The 25,676-nt window shown below is 71.8% G+C and carries 24 protein-coding genes; 12 read left to right on the top strand and 12 right to left on the bottom strand.

Annotation, left to right across the window (positions count from 1 at the left end):
- Window positions 1–24 precede the first annotated feature (24 nt).
- The 11 genes from REH65_RS29265 to REH65_RS29315 all read right to left on the bottom strand — a co-directional run bounded on the left by REH65_RS29265 (window position 25) and on the right by REH65_RS29315 (window position 11,452).
- Window positions 25–555 carry a hypothetical protein gene (locus REH65_RS29265; protein WP_406689977.1) on the bottom strand — a complete coding sequence of 177 codons (531 nt, stop codon included), beginning with the start codon at window positions 553–555 and terminating at the stop codon, window positions 25–27.
- Window positions 555–1,757 carry an MCE family protein gene (locus REH65_RS29270; RefSeq protein ID WP_406689978.1) on the bottom strand — a complete coding sequence of 401 codons (1,203 nt, stop codon included), beginning with the start codon at window positions 1,755–1,757 and terminating at the stop codon, window positions 555–557. The genes REH65_RS29265 and REH65_RS29270 overlap by 1 nt, the downstream gene beginning before the upstream one ends.
- Window positions 1,754–2,731: an MCE family protein gene (locus REH65_RS29275; RefSeq protein ID WP_406689979.1), complete on the bottom strand. Its 978-nt coding sequence runs from the start codon at window positions 2,729–2,731 to the stop codon at window positions 1,754–1,756. The genes REH65_RS29270 and REH65_RS29275 overlap by 4 nt, the downstream gene beginning before the upstream one ends.
- The gene (locus REH65_RS29280; RefSeq protein ID WP_406689980.1) at window positions 2,728–3,810 is read right to left on the bottom strand and encodes an MCE family protein; all 1,083 of its coding nucleotides are present in this window, start codon (window positions 3,808–3,810) and stop codon (window positions 2,728–2,730) included. Before REH65_RS29280 ends, REH65_RS29275 begins: the two co-directional genes overlap by 4 nt.
- Window positions 3,807–4,793 carry an MCE family protein gene (locus REH65_RS29285; RefSeq protein WP_406689981.1) on the bottom strand — a complete coding sequence of 329 codons (987 nt, stop codon included), beginning with the start codon at window positions 4,791–4,793 and terminating at the stop codon, window positions 3,807–3,809. Before REH65_RS29285 ends, REH65_RS29280 begins: the two co-directional genes overlap by 4 nt.
- Window positions 4,790–5,782 (bottom strand): MCE family protein, encoded by a 993-nt coding sequence (locus tag REH65_RS29290; RefSeq protein WP_406689982.1) that lies wholly within the window; start codon window positions 5,780–5,782, stop codon window positions 4,790–4,792. The genes REH65_RS29285 and REH65_RS29290 overlap by 4 nt, the downstream gene beginning before the upstream one ends.
- Window positions 5,779–6,978 (bottom strand): MCE family protein, encoded by a 1,200-nt coding sequence (locus REH65_RS29295; RefSeq protein WP_406689983.1) that lies wholly within the window; start codon window positions 6,976–6,978, stop codon window positions 5,779–5,781. The genes REH65_RS29290 and REH65_RS29295 overlap by 4 nt, the downstream gene beginning before the upstream one ends.
- A gap of 3 nt (window positions 6,979–6,981) precedes the next feature.
- Window positions 6,982–7,803: an MlaE family ABC transporter permease gene (locus REH65_RS29300; RefSeq protein ID WP_406689984.1), complete on the bottom strand. Its 822-nt coding sequence runs from the start codon at window positions 7,801–7,803 to the stop codon at window positions 6,982–6,984.
- A complete protein-coding gene (locus REH65_RS29305; RefSeq protein ID WP_281456639.1) occupies window positions 7,803–8,600 on the bottom strand; it encodes an ABC transporter permease in 798 nt (265 codons plus the stop codon). The genes REH65_RS29300 and REH65_RS29305 overlap by 1 nt, the downstream gene beginning before the upstream one ends.
- Window positions 8,601–8,902: 302 nt before the next feature.
- Complete coding sequence (locus REH65_RS29310; protein ID WP_406689985.1) at window positions 8,903–9,523, bottom strand: TetR/AcrR family transcriptional regulator; 621 nt, start codon at window positions 9,521–9,523, stop codon at window positions 8,903–8,905.
- A 117-nt stretch (window positions 9,524–9,640) separates the two neighbouring features.
- Window positions 9,641–11,452 carry an AMP-dependent synthetase/ligase gene (locus tag REH65_RS29315; RefSeq protein ID WP_406689986.1) on the bottom strand — a complete coding sequence of 604 codons (1,812 nt, stop codon included), beginning with the start codon at window positions 11,450–11,452 and terminating at the stop codon, window positions 9,641–9,643.
- A 219-nt stretch (window positions 11,453–11,671) separates the two neighbouring features.
- Here REH65_RS29315 and REH65_RS29320 point away from each other — a divergent pair, with 219 nt between their 5' ends.
- The 12 genes from REH65_RS29320 (at window position 11,672) to REH65_RS29375 (ending at window position 24,528) form a co-directional block, all read left to right on the top strand.
- On the top strand, window positions 11,672–12,487 hold the full coding sequence (locus REH65_RS29320; RefSeq protein WP_281456642.1) for an oxygenase MpaB family protein: 816 nt from the start codon (window positions 11,672–11,674) through the stop codon (window positions 12,485–12,487).
- Window positions 12,488–12,735: 248 nt separating this feature from the next.
- The gene (locus REH65_RS29325; RefSeq protein WP_406689987.1) at window positions 12,736–13,740 is read left to right on the top strand and encodes an Lrp/AsnC family transcriptional regulator; all 1,005 of its coding nucleotides are present in this window, start codon (window positions 12,736–12,738) and stop codon (window positions 13,738–13,740) included.
- An 18-nt stretch (window positions 13,741–13,758) separates the two neighbouring features.
- Window positions 13,759–14,679: a polysaccharide deacetylase family protein gene (locus REH65_RS29330; protein WP_406689988.1), complete on the top strand. Its 921-nt coding sequence runs from the start codon at window positions 13,759–13,761 to the stop codon at window positions 14,677–14,679.
- Window positions 14,676–15,968 carry an MFS transporter gene (locus REH65_RS29335; RefSeq protein WP_406689989.1) on the top strand — a complete coding sequence of 431 codons (1,293 nt, stop codon included), beginning with the start codon at window positions 14,676–14,678 and terminating at the stop codon, window positions 15,966–15,968. Before REH65_RS29330 ends, REH65_RS29335 begins: the two co-directional genes overlap by 4 nt.
- Window positions 15,968–16,729 carry an SDR family NAD(P)-dependent oxidoreductase gene (locus tag REH65_RS29340; RefSeq protein WP_406689990.1) on the top strand — a complete coding sequence of 254 codons (762 nt, stop codon included), beginning with the start codon at window positions 15,968–15,970 and terminating at the stop codon, window positions 16,727–16,729. The genes REH65_RS29335 and REH65_RS29340 overlap by 1 nt, the downstream gene beginning before the upstream one ends.
- The gene (locus tag REH65_RS29345) at window positions 16,726–17,748 is read left to right on the top strand and encodes a ketopantoate reductase family protein (protein ID WP_406689991.1); all 1,023 of its coding nucleotides are present in this window, start codon (window positions 16,726–16,728) and stop codon (window positions 17,746–17,748) included. The genes REH65_RS29340 and REH65_RS29345 overlap by 4 nt, the downstream gene beginning before the upstream one ends.
- A complete protein-coding gene (locus tag REH65_RS29350) occupies window positions 17,745–18,953 on the top strand; it encodes a M20 family metallopeptidase (protein WP_406689992.1) in 1,209 nt (402 codons plus the stop codon). Before REH65_RS29345 ends, REH65_RS29350 begins: the two co-directional genes overlap by 4 nt.
- Before the next feature lie 351 nt (window positions 18,954–19,304).
- A complete protein-coding gene (gene efeU / locus REH65_RS29355; protein ID WP_406689993.1) occupies window positions 19,305–20,141 on the top strand; it encodes an iron uptake transporter permease EfeU in 837 nt (278 codons plus the stop codon).
- Window positions 20,138–21,250: an iron uptake system protein EfeO gene (efeO, locus tag REH65_RS29360; protein WP_406689994.1), complete on the top strand. Its 1,113-nt coding sequence runs from the start codon at window positions 20,138–20,140 to the stop codon at window positions 21,248–21,250. Before efeU ends, efeO begins: the two co-directional genes overlap by 4 nt.
- Window positions 21,247–22,455 (top strand): iron uptake transporter deferrochelatase/peroxidase subunit, encoded by a 1,209-nt coding sequence (gene efeB / locus REH65_RS29365; protein ID WP_406689995.1) that lies wholly within the window; start codon window positions 21,247–21,249, stop codon window positions 22,453–22,455. Before efeO ends, efeB begins: the two co-directional genes overlap by 4 nt.
- A gap of 185 nt (window positions 22,456–22,640) precedes the next feature.
- Complete coding sequence (locus REH65_RS29370) at window positions 22,641–23,645, top strand: tetratricopeptide repeat protein (RefSeq protein ID WP_406689996.1); 1,005 nt, start codon at window positions 22,641–22,643, stop codon at window positions 23,643–23,645.
- 124 nt (window positions 23,646–23,769) lie between these two features.
- Window positions 23,770–24,528 (top strand): ABC transporter permease, encoded by a 759-nt coding sequence (locus REH65_RS29375; protein WP_406689997.1) that lies wholly within the window; start codon window positions 23,770–23,772, stop codon window positions 24,526–24,528.
- Here the strand turns inward: REH65_RS29375 and REH65_RS29380 are convergent.
- On the bottom strand, window positions 24,512–25,675 hold the full coding sequence (locus tag REH65_RS29380) for an FAD-dependent monooxygenase (protein ID WP_406689998.1): 1,164 nt from the start codon (window positions 25,673–25,675) through the stop codon (window positions 24,512–24,514). The genes REH65_RS29375 and REH65_RS29380 overlap by 17 nt on opposite strands.
- Window position 25,676 lies beyond the last annotated feature (1 nt).

Consider the following 25,676-nt stretch of genomic DNA (forward strand, 5'->3'; position numbering starts at 1 on the left):
TCTTGAGGGGCACGATCGGGGGGATTAGAGGAGTTGGATGTTGTCGATGAGCCAGCGGCCGTCGTCGTGGATGAGGGTCATCTGCATGCGGTTCCGGTCCACCCGGGGTTCCGGGGTGTTCTTGTTGGTGATCTCCTGGTCGACGAAGAGGGCGACGACCGCGTGGTTCTCGTCGGCGGAGACGGTGGCCGTGGTGAGGACCTTGCCCTCGGAGATCGCTTGGTTCTGGCGGATCAGTTCGGTGAGGCTGGAGCTGACCTGCTCGTACTGCTGGGCGAACTGGCCGTGGGCGTTGGCGGTGACGGCGGCGAAGTTGGAGTCCAGGCGCCGGTAGTCGTAGGTCGAGAGGTCCGCCGCGTAGCGCCGGGCGGCCTCCTGAGCGGCGGCGCGGGCCGACTCCGCGGCGACGTGGGAGCGCAGTTGCAGGCCGGTGTAGCCCAGGGCGCCGAGGAGCACCGCTGCGATCACCGCGGCGACCAGGACTCGCGGCTTGCGAAGAGCGGGGCGAGAGGTGGCGCGGGAGGCGGTCTCGGGCTCGGTCCGGGTGTCGGTCATCAGCGGACTCCTTGCAGCGGGATCGAGTACCAGGAACGGGAACCGAGCACCTCGCTCTGCCCACCGGAGGTGCCGAGGGTGAAGCCGGCGCCGGTGTCGCCGGTGGTGGTGTCGTAGGTGCCCATCGGCCGGGGCGCGTTCGCGGCGCCGCGCTGGCCCATCCGAGGGTCGTCGCCCGGGCAGTGCCAGTCCAGGGACGGTTCGCGCGGCTCGGTGTCGGTGGGCGAGCGCCGCTCGATCGGCGTGACGCACGACGGCCCCTGGGTGATGACCAGGTCGAAGTCCGCGGTGTCGCCGTGCACGATGCGGCCCAGCCCGCCGAACGTGCCGGGCAGCGACACCAATGCCTGCTGCATCGCCGGACCCCGGACGCTGACGATCTGCCCGGTCTTGACGAGGTTGCCCAGCAGCGCGGTCACCGACGGCTCGTTGTCGGCCATCAACCGCGCCACCTGCCGAGTCGTGTCCGGTGCGGTGGCCAGCAGCGACCGCACCTGCGGCTCGTCGGCGCGCACCTGGTCGGTCAGCGAGCGCAGGTTCGCCGCCAGCACCCGCAACCGGTCGCCCTGCTCGCCGTTCGGCCCCACCAGGGCGCGCCCGTTGTCGAGGGTGCTGCGCAGCCGCGGCACGTTCTCCCGCGTCACCCGCAGCAGTTCCGCGCTGTTGTCCAGGATGCGGGTCAGCTCCGGGCCGGTGCCGTTGAGGCCGGTGGCGAGCGCCTCGCCGAGCCGGTCCACGTCGCGCGGGTCGACGCTGTCGCTGATCGCGGTGAAGTCGGTCAGCAACGTCTCCAGCGGCAGCGGCCGGGCGGTCCGCTCGGGCTGGATGACGCTGCCGTCGCGCAGGAACGGGCCCGCGTCGGTGTCGGCCCGCAGGTCCAGGTGCTGCAGCGCCATCGGGGTGTCCATCGCGATCACCGCCCGCGCGGAGGCGGGCACCCGCGCCGAGGAATCGATCGCCACGAGCACGCTCACCCCGGCGTCCTCGATGCGCACCCCGGTCACCGCACCGATCTCCACGCCGCGGAAGGTCACCAGCGAGTCCCGGGTGATGCCGGAGGCTTCCGGCATCCGCACCGTCACGTGGTGCGGTGCCGAGATCATGTGCGGGCGCACGACGTTGGTCACGACGTACACCGTGCAGCCGATGCTGATCAGCGCGAACAGCGCGATCTGCACCAGCATCAACCGGTTCCGCTTCACGGCGCGCCCCTTCCCGGTGCCACGACCTCGCCGAGCGTGCCCGGCACGTCCAGCGTCCCGTTGAACAGCACGTAGTCGCCCGGCGTGGCCTGCTGGAACAGCTGCGAGAAGCGGGCGAGCCCGTCGAGGGTGCCCGCCAGCTCGCCGTCGAACCCGCGCAGCTCGTCGAGGACGGGCCGCAGCTGGTGCACCTCGCCGGTGAGCGTCCTGGCGGTGCGCTGGGTGAGCCCGTCGGCGGTGGCGCTCAGCGACGCGGTGTTGGCCAGCAGTGCCCCGAACCGCTCCCGCTCCGCCAGCAGCACGTCCACACCTGATTTGACCTGCGTGAACGTGGCCTCCAGCAGCGGCTTGTTGCGGGCGATCTCCTCGGAGGTGGAGTGCAGGGCGGCGATGACGTGGTTGATGTCGTCGCGGTGCCGCTGCAACGACCCGAGCACCGCCTGCAGCTCGTGCAGCAGGTCCCGCACCTCGCCCTCGCGCCCGTGCAGCGCGGTGCTGAGCTCGCCGACGACGGTGCGCGCCTGGTCCAGCCCGGACCCGTTGAGCACGGTGCCGACGGCGGCCAGGGTGTCCTCGATGTCGGGGCCTCGGGTGGTGCGCTCGATCGGGATCACCGCCCCGTCACCCAGCATCGGCCCTCCCGGCGGGCGTTCCAGCATCACGAACGCCTCGCCCAGCGGCGAGGCGAGCTGCAGCTGCGCGGTGGTGCCGCCGGGCAGGTCGACGTCGGCGGCGATGTCCATCTCCACCAGGGCCCGGAAGTCGCGGGTGCGGATCGCGGTGACCCGGCCGATCTCGGCCTGCCCCGAGCGCACCACGCCGCCCAGCGGCAGCCGTCCCGCGTCGGTGAACACGGCGGTGACGTGCTTGCTCGGACCGCTGATTCCCGTGCCGATACCGGCGTTCTGCAGGTTGACCCCGCAGCCCGCGGTGGCCAGGACCACGGCGAGCGCGGGGATCGCGCACAACCTCATCGGCCACCTCCGGTGGTCCCGCTCGGCAGCGGCAGCGGCGGCAGCGGGATGGGGATCGGGTTGACGATGCCGGGCTCGTCGCACAGCGGCAGCGGCAGCGTCTCGCACAGCGCGGCCGTGGTGTCGAACTGGCGGAGGTTGGTGGAGACGTTGAGCCGCAACCGCATCCGCTCGTCGGGCGCGATCGTGCGCTGCAGGTTGTCCAATCCCAGCGGCAGCACGTCGAGGGTCTCGGCGAGCTGCTGCTGGTGGTCGGCCAAGGTCTGGGACAGCCGGGTGAGCTGGGCGACGTCGCCGGTGAGCCGGTCGCCGTGGTCGCGGATCAGCCCGTCGACCTGCGTCAGCGACGACGACAACCGGGTGAGCGCCGCGCTGATGTCGTCGCTCTGGGCGTTGAAGTCCGCCGTGAGATCGGAAGTCCTGGTGGCCAGCGAGTCTATTGTGGACTTGCGCTCGACGAGCAGCTGCAGCAGCCGGTCGACGTTGGCCAGCACGGCCTCGACGTCACCGCTTCCGTCGGCGAGGACCTCGGTGGCCTGGGAGACGGTGCGGATCGCCTCCCGGATCGCCGGGCCCTGCCCGTCGAGCGAGTCGGCGCCGAGGTGCATCAGCTCGCCCACCCCGCCGGGTGCCGCTCCCTGCGGGCCGAGGGCCTTGAGCAGCGTGTCCAGCGAGGCGGTCAGCTCGTCCCACTTGATCGGCGAGTGCGTGCGCGCCAGCGGGATCGTCGCCCCGTCGTCGAGCGTCGGACCACCGGTGTGGGCGGGGCCGAGCTCGACGTAGCGGTCGCTGATCACCGCCGGGCTGACGATGTAGGCGTGCGCGTCGGCGGGCACCTCGGTGCCCGGTGGGAGGTCCATCGTCACCCGCACCGCGCTGCCCTGCGGCTGCACGGTGCGCACGGTGCCCAACGGGACCCCGAGGATCGCCACCCGGTTGCCGGGGAAGATGCCGTCGGCGAAGGCGAAGTCCGCCGACACCACCAATGTCTGCTGCGGCCGCAGCACGGTGTACCAGCCGGTGGCCGCCAGCACCGCCAGCAGGGTCACGGCGGCCACGATCGTCCACGCCCGTCTCATCGGCACCCCTGGAGAAGTCCGGCCACGCACAAGATGTTGTCCGGGATCGGCCCGAGCGGAGCCGAGACCTCGCCCCACGGACCGGTTCCGGAGGCGTTGGTGACGTAGCGGCTCGCCGGCCCCAGCTGGCGCAGCGTCTCGGCGATGTCGGCGTCGCTGCGCTCCAGCGAGTCGGTGACCGAGTGCAGGTCGTCCAGCAGCGGGCCGAGGACGTCGCGGTTGTCGCGCAGCAACCCGTCGAGCTGCGCGGTGAAGCCGTCGAGGTCGGCGATGAGCTGCCGCAGCACGGCCCGCCGCTGGTGCAGCACGTCGGCGACCAGTTCGGCGTCGCCGAGCAGCGACACCAGCGAGTTCTGCTCCTCCAGCAAGGTGGAGGTCACCGCCTGGGTGCCGCGCAGCAGCTCGTCGATCTGCTCGCCGCGCTCGCCGAGGATCCGGGCGGCGTCGCCGATGCCGGTCAGCGCGTCGCCGGTCAGCCGCGAGTCGGCGGGGGCGGCCTGGCGCAGCGAGCCGATCATCCGCTGCAGCGCGGCGGTGTCGAGCCCGGCGGTGGTGGCCGTGGCCCCCCGGCTGATCTCGTCGAGGCTGTAGGGAACGGCGGTGCGCTCCACCGGGATCGGGTCCGCCAGCTCGCCCGGACCGGCCGGATCGACCTGCAGGTAGCGGGTTCCCAGCACGGTGCGGATCTTGATCCCGGCGCGGGTGGCGGTGCCGAGCCGCTGGCCCGAATCGACGCGGAAGGTCACCAGCACCCGGTCGCCCGCCAGCTCCACCCCGGTCACCCGACCGGCCGGGACCCCGGCGACGTTGACCGGGGTGCCGGTGGTCAGCCCAGCGGCGTTGGCGAACTCGGCGACGTGCTCCTGGGTGCGCGCGCGGAAGGCCAGCTGCGGCACCAGGACCGCCGCCAGCAGCAGCGCGAGCGCGGTGATCGCCCCGATCGCGCCGTTGCGGAGGGCTTTCGGCGGCATCGCGTGCGTCATCGGCACACCTCCGAGTGCGGTCCCGCCCCGAGGTCGACCTTGAGCCCGCCGACCGCGGCGCTGAGGTTGCAGACGTAGACGTTCATCCACGAGCCGTAGCCGCCCGCGCGGTTGATCGCGTTGAGGAACCCCGGCAGCTCGTGCACCGCCGTGGCGTAGCGCTGCTGGTCGCGCACCATCCCGGAGGTGATCTCCCGAAGCGACCGCACGTCGTGCGACAGGCCCGGACCGAGGTCGTCGAGCGCGTCGTCGAGCGATCCGGCCAGCGCGGCACCGTTGTCGACGGACTCGGCGATCTGCGGCGCCTGCTGCGCGGCCGCCGAGGTCAGCTGCGCCAGCCCGGAGATGAGCTCGCGCATCTGCTCCCGGTTCTGGTCCAGGGTGCCCAGCGCGCCGTTGAGGTTGTCCACGACCTGCCCGATGACCTGGTCCTGCTCGGCAAGCGCCGAGGTCACGGCGACGACCTTGGTCAGCAGGTCGGTGATGGTGCCCTGCTCGCCGTCGAAGACCGCGACGATCTCGCCCGCCAGCTGGTTGACCTGCCCCGGGTCGATCGCGTCGAACAGCGGCTTGAACCCGTTGAGCAGCGCGGTCAGGTCCAGCGGCGGGCGGGTGCGCTCCACCGGGATCTCGGCGCCCTCGGGCAGCGCGGGTCCGCGACCGGACGACAGCGACAGGAACCGGCCGCCGAGCATGTCGGCGTAGCGCACCGCGGCGACGCCGTCGGAGGGGATCCGCTGGTCGGCTGCCAGGTCGAAGGCCACCCGCGCCAGCCCGTCGTCGAGCTCGACCTCGGTGACCTTGCCGACGCGCACGCCCGCGATCATCACGTCGCTGCCCGGGATGAGGCCCTCGGCGTTGGTGAACACCGCCCGGTACTCGCGGGTCGACCCGGTCACCGGGTTGCTGATCGTGTTGACCACGACCGTCCCGCACAGCAGTGCGGCCAGCGCGAACGCGGCCAGCCGGATCCACGGCACCTTCTTCACGGCGTCATCACCTCCGTTCCGCGCACCATCGGGCCGAGCATCAGCCCGAGCAGGTCCGGCGACGGCGGGGCCGCCGGTGGCGCCTGCTCGGGGGTGGGCAGCAGCGGGGCGAGCCGTCGCATCGTCTCGTCCTCCTGCGGGGACCCGACCGGGCCGATGGCGGTCTCCCTCCCGCAGTTGGGCCCGCTGAGAGCGCCGTAGCGCGGGCAGTCCTGCGGCGTGTACGGGTGGGGGTCCTCCAGGCTGGCCTTCGCGCGGATCTTGAAGAACCCCGTGGAGAACGCGCGGTTCGCGCCGTCCAGGAAGGTGTCCACGCCGGCCTTGGCGTTGCCGAACGCGCCCGGGTTCGCGCCGAGGACGTCGGTGATCGGGTCGGCGCTGCGCACCAGCTCCACGGTCCGCTCGCCGTTGGCGTCGAGGAACCGCTGCGCGCGGTCGGTGACCTCGATGCCGCCGCCCAGCAGCGCCCCGATGTCCTCCCGCTGCTCGACGACCACGGTGGACAGAGCGACGGCGTTGTCCAGCGAGCGCACGAGATCCGGTGCGGCGGCGCGCAGGTCGTCACCGACCGCGGCCATCGTCTCCAGGTCCGAACCGAGGTTCCGCAGGATCGGATCGGCCTCGTCGACCAGCGCCGCGCCGTCGTCGATCATGCCGCCGAGCTGCTCGCCCCGGCCGCGCAGCGAGTCGGCCATCGCGGTCAGCGCCACCTGCAGCTGCGCCGGTTCCAGCTCGTCGAGCAGCCGGTACATCCGGGTGTAGGTGGTGTAGAGCTGCGCGGTCGGCCGCGAGGTGTCCGGCGGCACGTGCGCGCCGTCGGCCAGCCGCGTGCCGTCGCGCAGCCCGGGGCCGGTGAGGTCGAGGTACTGGTTGCCGAACAGCGTCCGCGGCAGCAGCCGCACCCGCACGTCGGCCGGGATCTCGCCGATCCGCTCCGGATCCAGCTTCATCGTCAGCCGCGCGCCCGAGTCGTCGGGCACCACCTGCGACAGCTCGCCGACCTTGATGCCCCGGTACTGCACGGGCGTGCTCTCCCGGACCGGGCCCGCCGCCGCGGGCAGCGTCGTGGTGACCTCCGGTTCGGCGGTGAACACCCCCGCGCTGCCCACCACCGCGGTCACCGCGCCCACCACCAGCACCGACACCGCCGCGGCCCCGCGCAGGGCCAGCGACGCGCGTTCGCTCCGCCGCGCCATCGCCTACAACCCCAACGCGGGCAACGACGGTCGCACGCCCCAGAACAGCAGGCTCAGCAGCACGTCGACCACGGTGATCGCGACGATGCTGGTGCGCAGCGCCCGCCCGGCGGCCTTGCCCACTCCCTCGGGCCCGCCGGTCGCGTAGTAGCCGTGGGCGCAGTGGATCAAGGTCACCATCAGCGCGAACACCACGGCCTTGACCAGTGAGAACAGCACGTCGGTGGGGGTGAGCACCAGGTGGAAGTAGGAGTTGTAGGTCCCCGGGGAGTCGCCGTTGAGGTAGACGATCGCGAAACCCGTTGCCATGTAGGAGGCGAACAGCCCCACCAGGTACAGCGGGATCACCGAGATGAACGCCGCCGCCATCCGGGTGCTCACCAGGTAGCGCAGCGACGGGATCGCCAGCGACTCCAGCGCGTCGATCTCCTCGGCCACCCGCATCGTGCCCAGCTGCGCGGTGAACCCGGTGCCGACCTTGGCGGCCAGCGCGATGCTGGCCACGATCGGCGCGATCTCGCGGGTGTTGACCAGCGCCCCCATCAGCCCGGTCATCGGCGACATGCCGAGCAGGTCCAGCCCCCGGTAGCCCTCCAGGCCGACCTGGGTGCTGGAGACGAACGACATCGCGAACACCACGCCGATCGTCCCGCCCCCGGCCAGCAGCGACGCCGAGCCGAAGCTGATCTCGGTGACCAGCCGCACGATGTGCTTGGGGTAGCGCACCAGCACGGCCGGGACGCCGATGACCGCGCGCACGTAGAAGGTCACGTGCCTGCCGACCAGCACGAGGGCGTCCACAGCGGACGTGACGGGGGCGGTCATCAGTACTCGCCCTTGGCCGGGACGAGCACGGGGTAGAGCTCGGTGAGCGCGGTGTTGGCGATGAACACGCACACGAAACAGATCACCACGGCCTCGTTGACGGCGTTGGCCACGCCACCGGGCCCGCCCTGGGCGGTCAACCCCTTGAAGCAGGCCACCAGCGCGGTCAGCACCGCGAACGCCGCGGCCTTGATCAGCGCCATCGCGAAGTCCTCGACGCGCGAGTACTGCACCAGCGTCTGCAGGAACATGCCCGGCGAGGCGCCCAGCACCGAGACCTGGAACAGGAACGTGGTGCCGATGCCGACCAGCATCACGATGCAGGCCAGCAGCACCGTGGTCACCACCGCCGCGATCACCCTCGGCGCGACCAGGCGCTCGACGGTGCGCACGCCCATGACCTCCAGGGCGTCGATCTCCTCGCGGATGGTGCGCGCGCCCAGGTCGGCGCACATCGCCGAGCCGCCGATGCCGGCGATCATCAGCGCGCACACCAGGGGAGCGGCCTGGCCGACCACGACGAAGGCGACCACGGCACCGCCGTAGCCCTCCGCCCCGATCTGGCTGGCCAGCGACCCCACGTTGAGCGCCACCACGACGCCCAGCGGGATCGTGACCAGCAGCGCGGGCAGGGTCGTCACCGCGGCCAGGAAGTGCACCTGGTGCAGGCATTCCCGCCAGGCCAGCCGGGCACGGAAGGTGACCCGCGCGGTGGCGGCCAGCGCCCGGGCGCCGAAGTCCAGCAGCAACCCGGCTTGCAGCAGGGCGTCGACAACAGGCCCTGGAGAACGGCTCATCCGCTTCTCCCTCGTCTTCCGTGATTCCCGGGTCACCTTGCTCGGCGGTGCGGGTAGCGGAACCTCAGCGGCCCTCCGGGGCCGGGCGCCACTCCTGATGTATGCCGATACACGGCGTCGCGGCGTCCTCCCCGGAGAACCGCTGAGAACCCGCGGCGGTGCCGGCGGCGAGAGCGGCTCGGGCCCGCTCGCGGCTGCGCCGCTTGCGCGCGTTTCCCCGCGTGGAAGTGCGGAAAAGGGTAGTTGCGCCACGCGCGTGGCAGGATCGCGTGGAAAGGCGTTGGCGGAGAGCCGGTTCCGGCTCAGTCGGCGCGAACGGCGGGGAAGACCTCGTTCACCAGGTGCAGCACGGTGCGGGTGAGCATGACGTGCAGGTCGCTGCGGCTGAGGCTGCCGCGCACCAGCCACTCCCGCGAGGCGGCCTTGAGCATGGCGCTGTGCGCGCGGATCATGCCGCGCAGCTTCTCCCGGCCGTCGGTCACGTCGGCCATCATCGCGGCCTCCAGCACCCGGTCGGTCGCGATCTCGTCGGCCTCCAGCATGATCCGCTCGACCTCGTCGTCGTGGCCGACGGCCTCCGAACCGATCGCCGAGAGCCACATGTCGCGGTTGCGCTCCACCACGTCCAGCCAGCGGTCCACGCAGATCGACAGCCGCTCCTCGGCCGTGGTCGGGGGCAGCCGTTCGGAGACCGAGGCCGGGACGACCAGCATCTGCCGGACGACCTGGAGGTAGAGCTCCCGCTTGCTGCCGAAGTAGTGGTTGATCAGCGCTCGCGCCACGCCCGCCTCGGCCGCGATGTCCGAAGTGGACACGGTGGAGAAGTTGCCCTTGCCGAACAGCTTGCGGGCGGCGGCCAGGATTTCGGCGCGCCGCGCGTCGGGCTCCAACCGTCGTCGCTGGACCGGGCGCTGGGCGTTCATGCCGACTCCTCATCTGTGGCCGTACCGACGTCAACAAGATACCGCACCCGTCCCGTCGGGAAGGCCAGCAGTGCTGGTGGAGGCCGCTTCGCGCGGTGTTGGCACGCTGCCAATACCTCACGGGTACATCCCCTCGACGGTCTCCGCGTAGCGCTCGGCGATGACCTTGCGGCGCAGGCTGAGCTTCGGCGTGAGCTCCCCGCTCTCGGCGGTCCACGGCCCCGCCAGCACCCGGAACGTCTTGACCTGCTCCACGCGCGCCAGCTGCTGGTTGGCCTGCGCCACGGCCTCCTCCAGCGCCGCGCGGACCTCGGGGTGCTCGGCCAGCTCGTCGAGGTCGGTGGTGTCGACGCCGTGGGACTTCGCCCAGCCCGGCGCGGCGTCCTCGTCGAGCACCAGCAGCGCGGTGACGTAGCGGCGCTGATCGCCGATCGCGACGGCCTGGCCTACCAGCGGGTGCGCCCGCAACAGCGATTCGATCTTGGTGGGCGCGATGTTCTTGCCGCCCGCGGTGATGATGAGCTCCTTCTTGCGGTCGGTGATCGCCACGATCCCGCGCTCGTCGACCGTCCCGATGTCACCGGTCGGCAGCCAGCCGTCGGCGTCGGTGGCCGCCGCGATCGAGCCGTCGCGCTGCAGGTATCCGGCGAAGACCACCGGGCCGCGCACCAGCAGCTCGCCATCGTCGGCGACCCGGACCTCCACGCCCGGACCCGGCCGACCGACCGCGCCGAGCGCGAAGGCCTCCGGTGTGCTCACCGTCGCCGCACCCGTCGTCTCGCTCAGCCCCCACACCTCGTAGACCGGAAGTCCCACGCCCGCGAGGAATTCCAGCACCGCGGTCGGGATCGGCGCGGCGCCGCTGAACGCGCGCACGCAGTCGTCGAGCCCGATCGCCGCGCGCAGCGGCCGCAGCACCTGCTCGTCGAGCGCCCGGTGCCGCGCGGCGAGCTCGTCGGGCACCGGCTGATCGGCCGAGCGCAGCCGGAACACCTCCAGCGCGACCTCGCGGGCGTGCTCGATGACCGCGGCCTGCTCGGCGGGCAGCGCGGCGAGCTCGGCCGACAACCCGGCCGAGAGCTTCTCCCACACCCGGGGCACGCCGAAGAACCCGTGCGGGCGCACCGCGGCCAGCGTCGGCAGCAGCTGGGCCTGGTCCTCGCAGATGGTGACGTGCCCGGCGTTGCAGATCGGCATGTAGATGCCCAGCACCCGCTCGGCGATGTGGGCCAACGGCAGGTAGGCGACCGAGCGCGGGTGCTCGGCGACCGGCACGAGGTGGTCCTGCATCAAGGACTCGTGGATGGCGTTGCGGTGCGTGAGCACCACGCCCTTGGGCTCGCCGGTGGTGCCCGAGGTGTAGACGACGGTCAGCGGCGAGTCCGGATCGGCCTGGTCGGCGAGCCGCTCGAAAGCCGCGTCGGGCGGCCCGGGTTCGCCGCGCAGGTCGGTGTAGTCGACGAAGCTGGGGTCGGACCCGACGCCGGGGTCGACGGTGACCACGGCCCGCAGGTGGGGGAGGTCGGCCAGCACGGGGCGCCAGCGCCGCAGCTGTTCCTCGCCCTCCAGCACCAGCACGCTCGCCTCGCTGTGCTCGGCGACGAAGCGGATCTGCTCGGTGCTCAGGGTGTCGTAGGTGGTGCAGGGCAGCGCGCCGATGTGGATGGCGGCCAGGTCGACGACCCAGTGCTCGGGCCGCTTGGCCATCGCGATGAGCATCCGGTCGCCGCGGCCGAGTCCGAGCGCGGCCAGGCCGCGGGTGAGCGCGGCGACCTCGGTGCGCAGCCGGGACCAGGACCAGGTGCCGGCGTCCGAGTCGATCCCGCTGGTCAGGGCGGGGTGGTCGGGGAAGTCCCGGGCGTTGCGGCGCAGCAGTCCGGGGATGGTCAGTCCCTCGACGGCCCGGCTTACCTGCTCGGCTGTGGTCACGGCCAGTTCCCTCCGTTGCGAACCTGCGTCGAAACACGCTGAACCGCTGTTGCCCATATGTCAACAGCCGTCGCCTGATTGTTCGCGAAGGATGCGAACAGGCCTCAACAGCGGTGTATACCTGAGGATGAATCCCGAATCAGCTATTGACAAGTGGTCAATAGAAGTCATGATTCTTCCTGGGGGTCAGGTGGGCTTTCCAGCGATAGGGAGGTGGTCATGACACCGGCGGAGGAGTTCGGCGACGTCATCGTCGGAGCGGGCCTGATGGCCGGCGCGGCGAACGTGATCATGCAGCTGGGCCGGCCCGGTGTCGGCTACGGCGTCTACGAGAGCACCGTGGACAGCGGGAACCTGTTCAAGCACCCGGTCAAGCGCACCCGCACCACGTTCACCTACCTGTCGGTCGCGACGTTGGGCACCGACGAGGAGAAGCGCGCCTACCGGCGCTCGGTGAACCGGTCGCACGCCCAGGTCCGCTCGGGCGAGTCGAGCCCGGTGTCCTACAACGCCTTCGACCCGGAGCTGCAGCTGTGGGTGGCGGCGTGCCTCTACAAGGGCTACGAGGACTCGTTCGTGGCCATGTCCGGCAAGCCCATCCCGGCCGACCGCCGCGAGGAGATCTTCGCGGCTTCCGCCCCGCTGGGCACGACGCTGCAGGTCAAGCCGGAGATGTGGCCGTCGACGAGGGCGGAGTTCGACGACTACTGGGAGAAGAACCTCGCCGAGGTCAGCATCGACGACACGATCCGCAGGCATCTGCTCGACATCGCCGAGCTCCGGTTCCTCCCGGCGATCCTGCGCGTCCCCTTCGCGCCGCTCAACAAGTTCATCACCACGGGCTTCCTGCCGCAGACCTTCCGCGACCAGATGGGCCTGCACTGGACCCACCGCGACCAGCGCCGCTTCGACAAGCTCACCCGAGCCATCGGCGCCGTGGCCCTCCGCCTGCCCACCCCGCTCCGCAGGTTCCCGTTCAACTACCACCTGTGGGACCTCCGCCGCCGGATGCGCAAGGGCAAACCCCTGGTCTGAGCCCTTCGCCGGAGATCCCCTCATGAGCCGCGCGGTCTCGTCGCGCGGCTCTTCCGCGTGCTGGTGAGGGGATTTTCAAGATCTTCTTGACGGGATCCGGCGCGGAGTCGGGCTTCGGTCGGGTTCGGCCGGCGTGGGTGTTTTCCGGCGCGCGGACCTGAAAAACGGCGGGAAACATCGTGTTAACCAGGTGGTTTGCAGGATTCCGGCGTTGACCGGGGTTGTCCCGGTGTTTAACGTCCCCGGCCATGACAACCGGGCTGGCCGTGGAGGCCGTGGACGAGGTGGATCGCCGCATCATCGCGGCGCTGCAGCTCAACGGGCGTGCTCCGTGGAGCGCGGTCGCGCGGTGGGCCGGTGTCAGCGAGACGACCGTGCAGCGGCGGTTCACCGCGCTGCACGAGCGCGGGTTGCTCCACGTCGTCGGGGTCATCGACCTCGACCGGACCGCCGCCGGGTCGTCGATGCTGGTCCGGGTGCAGGCCAAGCCCGGGCGGGGCTGGGACCTCGCCGAGCAGCTGGCGACGCGGCCGGAGGCGCGCTTCCTCGCCGTGGTGACCGGCACCGCCGACCTCGTCGTCGACTTCGTCGCGCACGACAACGACGAGCTGCTGCGGCTGCTGTTCACCGACCTGCCCGGTGCCGAGCTGATCACCGGGACCGAGAGCGTCGCCGTCATCCGCACCTTCGCCTCGGCACCGGGCTGGGACACCGGTCTGCTGCCGCCCGAAGCCGCCGCCGAGCTGCGACCGACCCACGCGCCGCCCTACGACCGGGCGGACTGGGGCACGCCGCCGAAGGCACCGGGTGAGCTCGAAACCGCCGTTGCCGAGGAACTCGCCGCGGACGGACGGATGCCGGTGAGCGCGATCGCCCGCGAGCTCGGGTGCAGCGAATCCAGCGTCGCCCGCGCGATGGACCGGATGGTCTCGCGGGGCGGATTGCAGTTCCGGACGCTCGTCGAACCCGGTCTGCTGGGCTACGGCGTGGAATTCATGCTCTGGCTGTCGATCCACCCGGGACACCTCGACGAGGCCGGTCGCCGCCTCGCGGCCCACCCAGGCACGAAGTTCCTGGCAGCCGCGACCGGCCGGTTCAACCTCGTCGGGCAGATGGTGCTGCCCGCCAAGGCCGACCTGTTCGGCTACACCACCGAGGTCATCGGCACGCTGCCCGGGCTCAACGCCTCGGACGTCACCTTGCACCTGGCCACGCTCAAGCGCGCGTGGACCCGCGTCGACCGCTTCCGCTGAGAACCGCACGGAGGGAACATGTCCGAAACACCAGAGCCGTGGCAGTGGCCGGAGCGGACCTGGCGCCGTCACGTCGAAGCCGTGCGCGCCGGACGGCGCCTCGTGCCTCAGCAGTGGCCCGGCGGAGCGCGGGTCGCGGTCGCGCTGTCCTTCGACCCGGACCACGAGACGATCCCGCTGCGCGACGGCGAGACCAGTCCCGGGCGGCTCGCGCAGGGCGAGTACGGCGCCCGCGTCGGCGCGGGCCGGGTGCTCGAACTGCTCGCCGAGCACCGGGTCCCCGCGACGTTCTTCATGCCCGCGGTCTCGGCGCTGCTGCACCCGGCCGAGGCGCGGGACTACGCGAGCGAACCGCACGAGATCGGCGTGCACGGCTGGATCCACGAGCGCAACACCCTGCTGGCCCGCGAGGACGAGCGGGAGCTGCTCGCCAGGGCGATGGAGTCGCTGGCCGAGATCACCGGCGTGCGCCCGACCGGCATCCGCACCCCGTCGTGGGACTTCTCCGAGTCCACGTTGGACACCATCCGCGAGCTCGGCTTCGCCTACGACTCCTCGCTGATGGCCGACGACGAGCCCTACGAGATCGTTGCCGAGGGCGAGCCGACCGGGATCGTGGAGATCCCCGTCGACTGGATCCGCGACGACGCGCCGTACTTCACGATGGACCGCTACGGATCCGTGCGGCCCCACACCCGTCCGCGCGACGTGCTGGAGATCTGGGTCGACGAGTTCGACGCCGCCTACCGGGCCGGGGGCGTCTTCCAACTGACCGCGCACCCGCACGTCATCGGCCACCGCTCGCGGCTGGTCGTGCTGCGGGAACTGCTCGACCACATCCGGGCGCACGGCGACGTGTGGTTCGCCACCCACGCCGAGCTCGCCGACGCCGCGCGCGCCGAGGCGACCCGGCTCGACACCGCAGGAGCGACCTCATGAGGACGGACACGGCGATCAGCGCCGGGAAGATGACGCGAGCTCAGCGCAAGGCCATCGTGGCGGGCACGATCGGCAACACCGTCGAGTGGGTCGACTGGGCGCTCTACTCGATCTTCGCCAAGATCATCTCGCAGGAGTTCTTCCCCGGCGGCGACGAGGCCGTCGCGCTGCTGTCGACCCTGGCGGTGTTCGCGGTCGGCTTCGTGATGCGCCCGATCGGCGCCGCGGTGCTCGGCGGCTACGCCGACCGGCACGGCCGCAAGAAGGGCCTCACGCTCACCGTCGGGTTGATGGCCGGTGCGTCGTTCGTCATCGCCCTGACCCCCGGCTACGACGCGATCGGGCTGTTCGCGCCGCTGGTGCTGCTGCTGGCCCGGTTGCTCCAGGGCTTCTCCGCCGGTGGTGAGTTCGGGTCGTCCTCGGCGTTCCTCGTCGAGTCCGCCGCAGCGGGCAGGCGCGCGTTCGCCGGGTCCTGGCAGCAGGTCTCGGTCGGCGGCGGCGTGCTCGTCGCCTCGCTGATGGGCACCATCGCCACCTCCGCGCTGTCGGACGCGGCGCTGCACTCCTGGGGCTGGCGCGTCGCGTTCGTCCTGGGCGGGCTGCTCGGGCTCATCGGGCTGTGGCTGCGGGTCTCGGTCGAGGACACCGACTCGTTCACCCGGGCCCGCTCGGACGGCCGGACCCGGACCAACCCCCTCAAGGCGATGTTCGTCGAGCACCCCGGAGCGGCGCTGCGGGTCGCCGGCATCACCATCGCCGGGACGCTGACGTACTACATCTGGGTCAACTACCTGCCGACCTACGCCAACATCACCACCGGGATCCCGCTGTCGCAGGCGCTGCTGTCGCAGACGTTGTGCCTGGTGGTGTTCGTGGTCGCGCTGCCCTTCGTCGGCATCCTGTCCGACCGGGTGGGCCGCAAGACCACGCTCGGCGTGTTCGCGGGCGGTTTCGTGGTGCTGTCCTGGCCGCTGCTGAACCTGCTCGGCAACAGCTTCTGGAGCCTGTTCCTGGTGCAGCTCGTCGGCATGGTCCTGGTGCTCGGGTACTCGGCGAACTGCGCGGTGATCATGGCCGAGCAGTTCCCGCCGGAAGTCCGCGCGACCGGCATCGCGCTGCCCTACGCCCTGGCGGTGGCGCTGTTCGGCGGAACCGCGCCCTACATCACGACCTGGCTCAACGACATCGGGCACAGCGACCTGCTCTGGCTCTACGTCTCCGGCTCGGCGCTGATCTCGCTGATCGTCTACCTGACGATGCCCGAGACCAAGGACGAGGAGTTCGCCTGATGCGCGCAGTGCTGGTCACCGGCGCGGCGAGCGGGCTCGGGCGCGCCATCGCCGAGGAGTTCGCCGAGCACGAGGACGTCGCGCTCACCCTCGTCGACATCGACGGCGACCGGTTGGCCGACTCGCCGGTGCCGGGAACGCGGATCACCGCCGATCTCACCTCACCGCGGGCCTGCGAAGCGGTCGTCGAGCAGGCGTGGCCGCTGGACGTGCTGGTCAACGCCGCCGGGATCTACCCGTCGCTGGACATGGCCGACGTCGACGCCGAGAGCTGGGACCGGATCTTCGCGCTGAACGCGCGCGCCCCGGTGCTGACCACCGCCGCGTTCGCGCGGCGGGCTCGCGGCGGGGCGATCGTCAACATCTCCTCCGGGGCCGCGCTGCGCGCCAGGCCGGGCGGCGGACCCTACGCGAGCTCCAAGGCGGCGCTCGAGATGGCCACCCGCGCAGCGGCTCTGGAGCTGGGGGAGCGGGGCATCAGGGTCAACGCGGTCAGCCCGGGGTTCGTGGCGGTCGACAGCGCCTGCAACCCGGTCGCCGAGGAGTACGCCGCCGCGGTGTCGGTGAACCCGCTCGGCAGACCGGGCGTCCCGGCCGACGTCGCCCGCGCCGTCCGCTGGCTGGCCGGGGACAACGCCTCGTGGATCACCGGCGAGATCCTGCGCGTCGACGGCGGATCCGCCGCCGGTGCCGCACACCTGCCACGACTGCGGCCTCACCCGGTGGGGCCGAACGAGGTCCGGGAAGGACGCAACGCATGAGTTCCACGACGTACGCGGTGGTCGGCGGGGGAGCGATCGGGGGCACGCTCGCGTTCCACCTCGCCCGCGCCGGGCACCCCGTCACCGTGATCGACGCCGACGCCGAGCACGTGGCCGCCATCGCCGAACGCGGTCTGGTCCTGGACCGGGCCGGTGAACGCACCGCCGCGCCGGTGGCGGCCGCGACTCCCGAGGAGTTCACCGGCACCTTGGAGCACGTGCTGCTCGCGGTGAAGGCCCAGGCCACGGAGTCGGCGGTGCGCTGGATCGCGCCCCGGCTCGCGCCCGACGGGTACGTGGCGTCGGTGCAGAACGGGTTCAACGAGCCCGTCCTGGCCGAGCACCTCGGCCTCGCGCGCACCGTCGCGGCGTTCGTCAACATCTTCGCCGACCGCACCGAGCCCGGCGTGATCGCCGACGGCGGCCCCGGGGCCCTCGTGCTGGGCGAACCCGGCGGGGCGGTGTCGGACCGGGTGCGGTCGCTGGTGGCCGACCTGCGGGCGTGGGGCCCGGCGCAGTCCAGCGACAACGTCGAGGGATTCCTCTGGGCGAAGGCGGGATTCGGCGCGATGCTGGCCGCCACGGCGCTGGCCGACGAGCCGATGGCCGACCTGATCGACCGGCACCGGCCCGCGATGCACGCGCTGGGAGAGGAGGTCTTCGCCGTCGCCGGAGCCCTGGGCGTCCGGCTGGAGGCGTTCGACGCGTTCCGCCCCACCGCCTTCGCGCGCGGCGCCGACAGCGACGACCGGGAACGCGCGGTGGCGGAGTTGACGGCCTGGCTGCGGACCCAGCCCAAGACCCGCAGCGGCATCTGGCGGGACCTCGCGGTCCGACGTCGGGAGGTCGAGGTGACCACCCACTACGCCACGGTCCTGGCCGAGGCAGACCGGCTCGGCATCGGCACGCCCCTGCTCCGGGCGGTGATGGCCGGGCTGCGGGAGCTGGAGGACGACCCCGCCGCGATGTCCGAGCGGCGGCTCGACGAGCTCGACCGCATCGCCGGGAGCCTGGTGTGACCGCCGCGGCCGCGCACGCGTGGCTCACCGAGCACCGCGACGAGATGATCGCCGACCTCGCCGCCTACGTGAACCACGAGAGCTCCAGCGACGACCTCACCGCGCTCGACGAGTGCCTGAGGTGGGTGTGCGACTGGCTCGACGCCCGCATCGGCCCGCCGGCCGAGCACGAGCGGTTGCCGCGCGACGAGACCGGCGACGTCGTGATCCGCCGGTACTCCGGCAGCGGTGCCGAGCCGATCCTGCTGCTGGCCCACTACGACACCGTCTGGTCGACCGGCACGCTCGCCGGGTGGCCGTTCGCGGTGGACGGAGACCGGATCAGCGGTCCCGGCGTCTTCGACATGAAAGCCGGTCTGGTGCAGGCGGTCTGGGCGCTGCGCGCGCTGGAGGAGCTCGGGCTTCCCCGGCCTCCGGTCACGCTGCTGCTCAACGGCGACGAGGAGACCGGCAGCCTCGGCTCGTCCGACGTGATCGCCGCTGAGGCGCGGAGGTCCCGCGCCGCGCTCGTGTTCGAGGCCAGCGCCGACGGCGCGGTCAAGACCGCCCGCAAGGGAGTCGGGCTGTTCACGGTGACCGTCACCGGCGAGGAGGCGCACGCGGGCCTCGACCCGACGGCCGGGGCGAGCGCGGTGGTGGAGATGGCCCACCAGGTGCTGCGCTGCCGGGCGCTCACCGACCTCGACGCCGGGACGTCGGTGAACGTCGGGGTGGTGCGCGGAGGCACTCGGGCCAACGTCACGGCGGGCAGCGCGACCGCGGAACTCGACGTCCGGGTCGCCGACGCCGTCGAGGCGAGCCGGATCGACGCCGCCCTGGCGTCGCTGGAACCGGTGGACCCGAAGACGCGGATCACCGTCTCCGGCGGCTGGAACCGCCCGGTCTTCGAGCGAACGCCCGAGGTCGCCGCGCTGTACGAGGTGGCGCGCGACTGCGCCGTCCCGCTGGGGCTCGACCTGCGCGAGACCGCCGTCGGCGGCGCCAGCGACGGCAACTTCGCCCAGGCGGCCGGGGTTCCGGTGCTCGACGGCCTCGGCGCCGTCGGCGCAGGCGCCCACGCCCGCACCGAGCACGCGACGGTCTCCGGCCTCCTGCAACGCTCAGCGCTCACCACCGCCCTGCTGCACCACTTCGCGACGCGGTCCTCACCGGCGGACGACTTCTCCTCGAACCATCCCGGCATTTCGGAAATTGATCACGGGTGATTCGCCCCGGTGGTGCGTTCGCCTTTGGGGTGTTTCGCCGCAGATTTCTGAATTTCCGCGTCGGTCAAGTGGCGGTGGCTTTTCCGCATTTCCGGCTCGGGAATGTCTGGATGGTTCCTTTAATCCATTTCTCGATGGGCTGCCGGGTAAGCGGAGAAGCATTCTCCAAATGTTTCCGGAATGAGTTCTGGTTCCCTTTACCAGCAGGTCAGGAGGCTGTACTGATTTAGCCGCCAAGGCTTCTCGATAGCGATTTCCGGTGACTCCGGGCACAGGGTTTTGCCCATGAGGTTAGGCATGCCTATTGTCCCTTCACGTCTCGGAGCGAGATGAGAAGGAGAGGGGATTGGCGTGCTGATCGGCAACGCGTTGATCGGGTTGCGCGAGGGCCTGGAAGCGGTTCTCGTGGTGAGCGTCCTGATCGCATTCCTGGTGCGCGGTCAGCACCGGTGGGCGCTGCGCCTGGTGTGGACCGGCGTCGCCGCCGCCGTGGCGCTGTCGGTGGGAGTCGGCGCGCTGCTCACCTACACCTCGGCGACGCTGACCTTCGAGCAGCAGGAGATGTTCGGCGGCGGGATGTCCGTCCTGGCCGTGGTCTTCGTGACCACCATGATCTTCTGGATGCGCACCACCGCGCGCACCCTGTCGGCGCAGCTGCGCGGACAGCTCGACGAAGCGCTGCGGCTCGGCAACTGGTCGGTGATCACCGTCGCCTTCCTCGCCGTGGCGCGAGAAGGCCTGGAAACAGCGGTTTTCTTCTTCTCCAGCGTCCAATCCGCCGGTGGCGGCACGATCCTGCCGCTGGCCGGGTTCCTCATCGGCATCGCCGCGTCGGTGGCGATCGGCTGGGCCCTGTACCTGGGCGCGATCAAGATCGACCTCGGGAAGTTCTTCACCGCCACCGGAGTCCTGCTGGTGTTCGTCGCCGCCGGCGTTCTCGCCTACGGCGTCCACGACCTCCAGGAAGCCGGGGTGCTGCCCGGGTTGCACGTGCTGGCCTTCGACGTCAGCGCGCAGGTCCCGCCGTCGTCCTGGTACGGGACGCTGCTGAAGGGGATCTTCAACTTCTCGCCGCAGACCACCGTGTTCGAGGCCGTCGTCTGGATCGGCTACGCGGTGCCCGTCCTCGTCCTGTTCCTGCGGCCGCAGCGCGCCGCCGCCCCGACCCCGACCGGAGAGATCTCGTGAGAACCCTCGCCAAGTCCGCACTCCCGCTGACCCTGCTCGCGCTCGCCTCCTGCGGCCAGCAGGCCGCCCCCGCAGCTCCGGGCGCGATCGGCGTCGAAGCCGGCGACGACGCCTGCAAGGTCTCCAGCACCACCGCACCCGCCGGGACGATCACCTTCGACGTGCGCAACACGGGCTCGCAGGTCACCGAGTTCTACCTGCTCGGCGACGGCGACAAGATCATCAGCGAGGTCGAGAACATCGGCCCCGGCATGAACCGGCAGCTCGTGGCCCAGGTGCCCGAAGGCGGCAAGTACACCACCGCCTGCAAGCCCGGCATGCAGGGCGACGGCATCCGCGGCGAGTTCACCGTGACCGGCTCGGCCGAGGCCGTGACCAGCCCGGAAGCCGCCCAGGCCGTCGCCGCCTACAAGTCCTACGTGGACCAGCAGGCCGAGGAGCTCAAGGCCGAGACCGGCACGTTCGTCCAGGCCGTCAAGGCCGGTGACGTCGAGCGGGCCAAGGCGCTGTACCCGAAGGCGCGGCTGCCGTGGGAGCGCATCGAGCCCGTCGCCGAGAGCTTCGGCGACCTCGACCCCAAGATCGACGGCCGCGAGGCCGACCTCGAACCCGGCCAGCCCTTCACCGGCTACCACCGCCTGGAGAAGGACCTGTGGGTCACCGGCCCGCAGCCAGACACCCCGGCGGTGGCCGATCAGCTCGTCGCCGACGTCGACCAGCTCGTCGCCCAGGCCCACGGCGTCGAGCCCACCCCGGCCGACACCGCCAACGGTGCCAAGGAGCTGCTCGAGGAGGTCGCCACCGGCAAGGTCACCGGCGAGGAGGAGATCTTCTCGCACACCGACCTGTGGGACTTCCAGGCCAACGTCGACGGTGCCGCGAAGGTCGTCGACTCGCTGCGACCGGTGCTGTCGGCCAAGGACCCGCAGCTGCTGGGCGAGCTCGACCGCGACTTCGCCGCCGTGCAGTCGCTGCTGGACCGCTACAAGGCCGGCGACGGCTTCAAGCTCTACCAGGAGCTGTCCCCGGAGCAGGTCAAGGAGCTCGCGGCGGCCGTCGACGCGCTCAGCGAGCCGCTGAGCAAGACCGCGGGGGTCGTGACGCGGTGACCTTCTCACGCCGGAAGCTGTTCGGGCTCACCGGCGCCGGCGTGGCCATCGCCGGCGCCGGGGGCGCGGTCGGCGCCACCGCCTTCGGCGGGCACGAGCACGACCCGGCCGCCCAGCGGGTCCCGTTCCACGGCCCGAACCAGGCCGGGATCACGACTCCCGCGCAGGACCGGATGCACTTCGTAGCCTTCGACGTCACCACCTCGGACCGCGCCGAGCTCGTCCGCCTGCTGCAGGACTGGACCCGCGCAGCCGAGCGCATGACCGCAGGTCAGGAGGCCGTCGAGCGCGGCGCGACCGGCGGCGGCGAGCAGGAACCTCCCGGTGACACCGGCGAGGCGCTCGGCCTGCCGCCGTCGGCGCTGACGCTGACCGTTGGGTTCGGCCCGTCGCTGTTCGACGGCCGCTTCGGGCTCGCGGGGCAGCGCCCGCCCGCGCTGGCCGAGCTGCCGCACTTCCCGCAGGACAACCTCGATCCGGCCCGCAGCGGGGGAGACCTGTGCGTGCAGGCGTGCGCGAACGATCCGCAGGTCGCCGTGCACGCCATCCGCAACCTGGCGCGGATCGGGTTCGGCACGGTCTCGGTGCGCTGGTCGCAGCTCGGGTTCGGACGCACCTCCAGCACCTCCCGCGAGCAGACCACGCCGCGCAACCTGTTCGGCTTCAAGGACGGCACCAACAACATCAAGTCCGAGGACACCGCCGCCCTCGACGAGCACGTCTGGGTGCGGCCCGGCGACGGTCCGGAGTGGATGGTCGGCGGGAGTTACCTGGTGGCGCGCCGGATCCGGATGCACATCGAGACATGGGACCGGACGTCGCTGTCCGAGCAGGAGCAGATCGTGGGGCGCGCCAAGGGTTCTGGTGCTCCGCTGGGCGGCACCGACGAGTTCGCCCCGGTGAACGTGCACGCGCTGCCCGCCGACAGCCACGTGCGGCTGGCTTCGGCGGAGAACACCGGCGCGCGCCTGCTGCGCCGCGGCTACAACTTCACCGACGGCTCGGACGGCCTCGGCAGGCTCGACGCCGGGCTGTTCTTCGTGTGCTTCAACCGCGATCCGCGCAGGCAGTTCGTGCCGATGCAGCGCGCGCTGGCCCGCGACGACACGATGATGGAGTACTTGGAGCACAACGGCTCCGCGCTGTTCGCGTGCCCGCCCGGAGTGCGACCGGGGGAGCACTGGGGGCAGGAGCTGTTCGGCTGACCTGCGCCGGAAGAGCCGGGTCCGGGCGGTCGTACGACTTTGGTCGTACGGGTCGGTCTCAGGGTCGCGCGACCGGATTTCCGGGTTCGGACCTGAGGATTCGGCGTCTCGGGCCGCCTAGCGTCTCCAGTGGAAATGATCACCCGTGCCTGGGGGCGGGTGATCCGCCTACTGGAGGGAGACCCATGCGCGCCAAGGCAGCCGAGTACCGGGGCGGACTCGCGGCGTTGTCGGTGAACGCCTCGCTGGACGAGGTCCTGGTCCAAGCCGAGCAGCACGACGCGGCGGCGACCACGGCCGGGGAGCGTGCCGGGGCGCAGCTGGCCATCGCCGAGGCGTGCCGCAGGCTCGGGCGGGTCGACCGCGCCGAGCGGGCCTGGCGCGCCAGCTACCGCACCGCCCGCGCCGCCGGTGACGCGGCGGCGATGGCCTGGGCGCTGTGGAGCGGCGGAACCCTGGCCCGCCAGCGCGGCCGCTACCCGCTGGCGCACCGGCTGCTCACCCACGCCGCGGCCACCGCCGAGCGCGGCAACGACGTCGTCGCCCGCGGCTACTCGCTGGCCGGTCTGGCCGAAACCGGGCGCGTGCAGGGGGATTTCGCCGGGACGTTGCGGCTGCACGAGAAGCTGCTGGACGAGGCCCGCGCGCACGGGCAGCCGCGCCACGTCGTCTGGGCGCTGGAGGGCATCGCGCAGATCCACCGGCACAACGGCGACCACGACCGGGCCCTGACGCTGTTCACCGAGGCCTGCGCGATCGCCACCGACAGCGATGACCAGCGCGGACGCGCCTGGGCGCTGCGCGGCATCGCCGACCTCACCTCGCTGCGCGGCGACGTCGACGGCGCACTGGAGCTGCTCGCCGAGGCCGAGCAGGCCTGCCGCGCGATGCGCCTGGAGGCCGCGCTGGCCTACAACCACAAGATGCGCGGCAACGTCCTCTACCGCGCGGGCCGCTACGCCGAAGCCGAGCAGGTCTACGCGGCGACGATCGAGGAGTTCACCCGCATCGCCGAACCCCGGGGAGAATCCCTCGCCCGCCTCGGCCTCATCAAATCCCAAGCCCACCAAGGCATGTCACCCGACGAGGTGGCCAAGACCCTCACCGAACTCCACACCCGCTTCACCCGAGCAGGGCTCCACCACGCGGTCGACATGGTCAACGCCGCCCGCCGCGACCTCCTCCCCTGACCCCACCCCGGTCAAAAACTGCAACATTCGTCGGGTGAAAACCGCGGTTTTCGCGGCGTGAAAACCGGGGTTTTCGACGTGGCGAATGCGGGGGTTTTCGACGTGGGGGTCGTAGGGTCGGCGGGTGGGTTCTGTTGCGGTGACTCCGGTGCTCGGTGGCGTGATCGGGTTTCTGCTGGTCGCGGCCGGTGTTGTGGGGTGGTTGGGCGGGTTCGCGCGGTGGTGGGCCGTGCTGGGGGCCGGGGTGCGCGGGGCCGTGCAGCTGGCGGTGGTGTCGCTGGTCATCGCCTACGTGGTGCGGTCGTGGTGGCTCGTCGGGGTGTTCGTCGTCGTGATGTTCGCGGTGGCGGTGCGGACGGCGGGGCGGCGGATCACCGGTGACCGGACCTGGTGGTGGGCGGCCGTGCCGATCGCCGCGGGGGTCGCGCCGGTGGTGGCGGTGCTCGTGGTGAGCCGGGCCGTGCCGGTGACCGGGTTGGTGCTGGTCCCGTTGGTGGGACAGCTGATCGGGGGAGCGCTGACGGCCACGGCGCTGGCCGGGCGCCGGCTGCTCGACGAGCTGGAGCAGCGCCGCGGCGAGGTCGAGGCGGCGCTGTCGCTCGGGCTGCCCGACCGGGACGCCCGGCTGGAGATCGCGCGGCCGAGCGCGGGAACCGCGCTGGTTCCCGCGCTCGACCAGACCCGCACCGTCGGCATGGTGACCCTGCCGGGCGCGTTCGTCGGCATGCTGCTCGGCGGCGCGAGCCCGGTGCAGGCCGGTGCGGTCCAGCTGCTCGTGCTGGTGGGACTGCTGGCGGTGGAAGCGGTGGCGATCGCGGCCGTGCTGGAGATCGTCGCCCGCGGTCGCCTCACCCGCCCCGGACCGCTCAGCCGGGCAGCGTGAGCGCGGAGTGCTCGACCCGCCCGGTCTCGGGCAACTCCCCGGTGAGCGACCGCAGCCCGGCGTTGCGGGTCTCCAGCTCCTCGGCGGTGGTGGGGAACAGGACGGCGTCGCCCTCGCCGACCAGCGCCTGGTTGAGCTCGACGAACTCGCGGGTGCTCGCCTCGTAGGCGGTGAAGGCCGCGGTGTGATCGGCGTGGGTGGCCAGCGCGTGAGCGAGCATGTAGGCGCCGACCAGCGCCAGGCTCGACCCCTGCCCGGTCAGGAACGACGGCGCGTGCGCGGCGTCGCCCACCAGCACCACCCGGCCGCGCGACCACGCGGGCATCCGGATCTGGCTGACGGTGTCGAAGAACAGGTCGTCGGCCGCCTGCATGGCCTCGACCATCGCCGGGGTTTCCCACCCGTGCCCGGCGAACGCGTCCGCGACCATCGCGCGCTGCGCGTCCGGGTCGCGCAGCAGCTCCATCGGTGGTGGCGCGCAGGCCAGGTTGAGGAACCCGTGCACCGTCTCGCCGTCCTCGACGCCGTAGAGGATCGCGCCCTTGCCCGGCGCGTTCCACATGACGCCCTCGTGGGAGAGCCCGAAGGTGTTGGGCATGGTGAACCCGGCGAAGCAGAAGCCCAGGTAGCGGTGGAACTCCAGCTCGGGCCCGAAGACGAGCTCCCGGGTGCGGGAGTGCAACCCGTCGGCGCCGACGACCAGGTCGAAGTCCCGCTCCGCACCGCTGCGGAAGGTGACGTGCACGCCGTCGGCGCGCTCGTCGAGGACCTCGATCGAGTCGCCGAAGACGAACTCCACGTCCTCGCGCACCGCGGCGTGGAGCACGTCGGTCAGATCGCCGCGCCGGATCTCCAGGTCCTCCCCGTCGACACCGCCCACGACGTGCTGCGGGTGCACCGACGCCGCGACGGAGCCGTCGGTGTTGAGGAACGTCAGCCGCCGAGTGGCCACGTCGGTGGCCTGCAGCTGCGGCAGCAGCCCCATCCTGCGCACGACCTCCAGCGCCGTTCCCCGCACGTCGATCGGATATCCACCGGACCGCACGGTCGCGGCCTTCTCGACCACCGTGACCTCGAACCCGCTGCGGCACAACCAGAACGCCACCGCAGGGCCCGCGATGCTCGCTCCGGACACCAGCACTCGCATC

Source organism: Saccharopolyspora sp. ID03-671 (assembly GCF_045278815.1).
GTDB lineage: Bacteria > Actinomycetota > Actinomycetes > Mycobacteriales > Pseudonocardiaceae > Saccharopolyspora > Saccharopolyspora ipomoeae.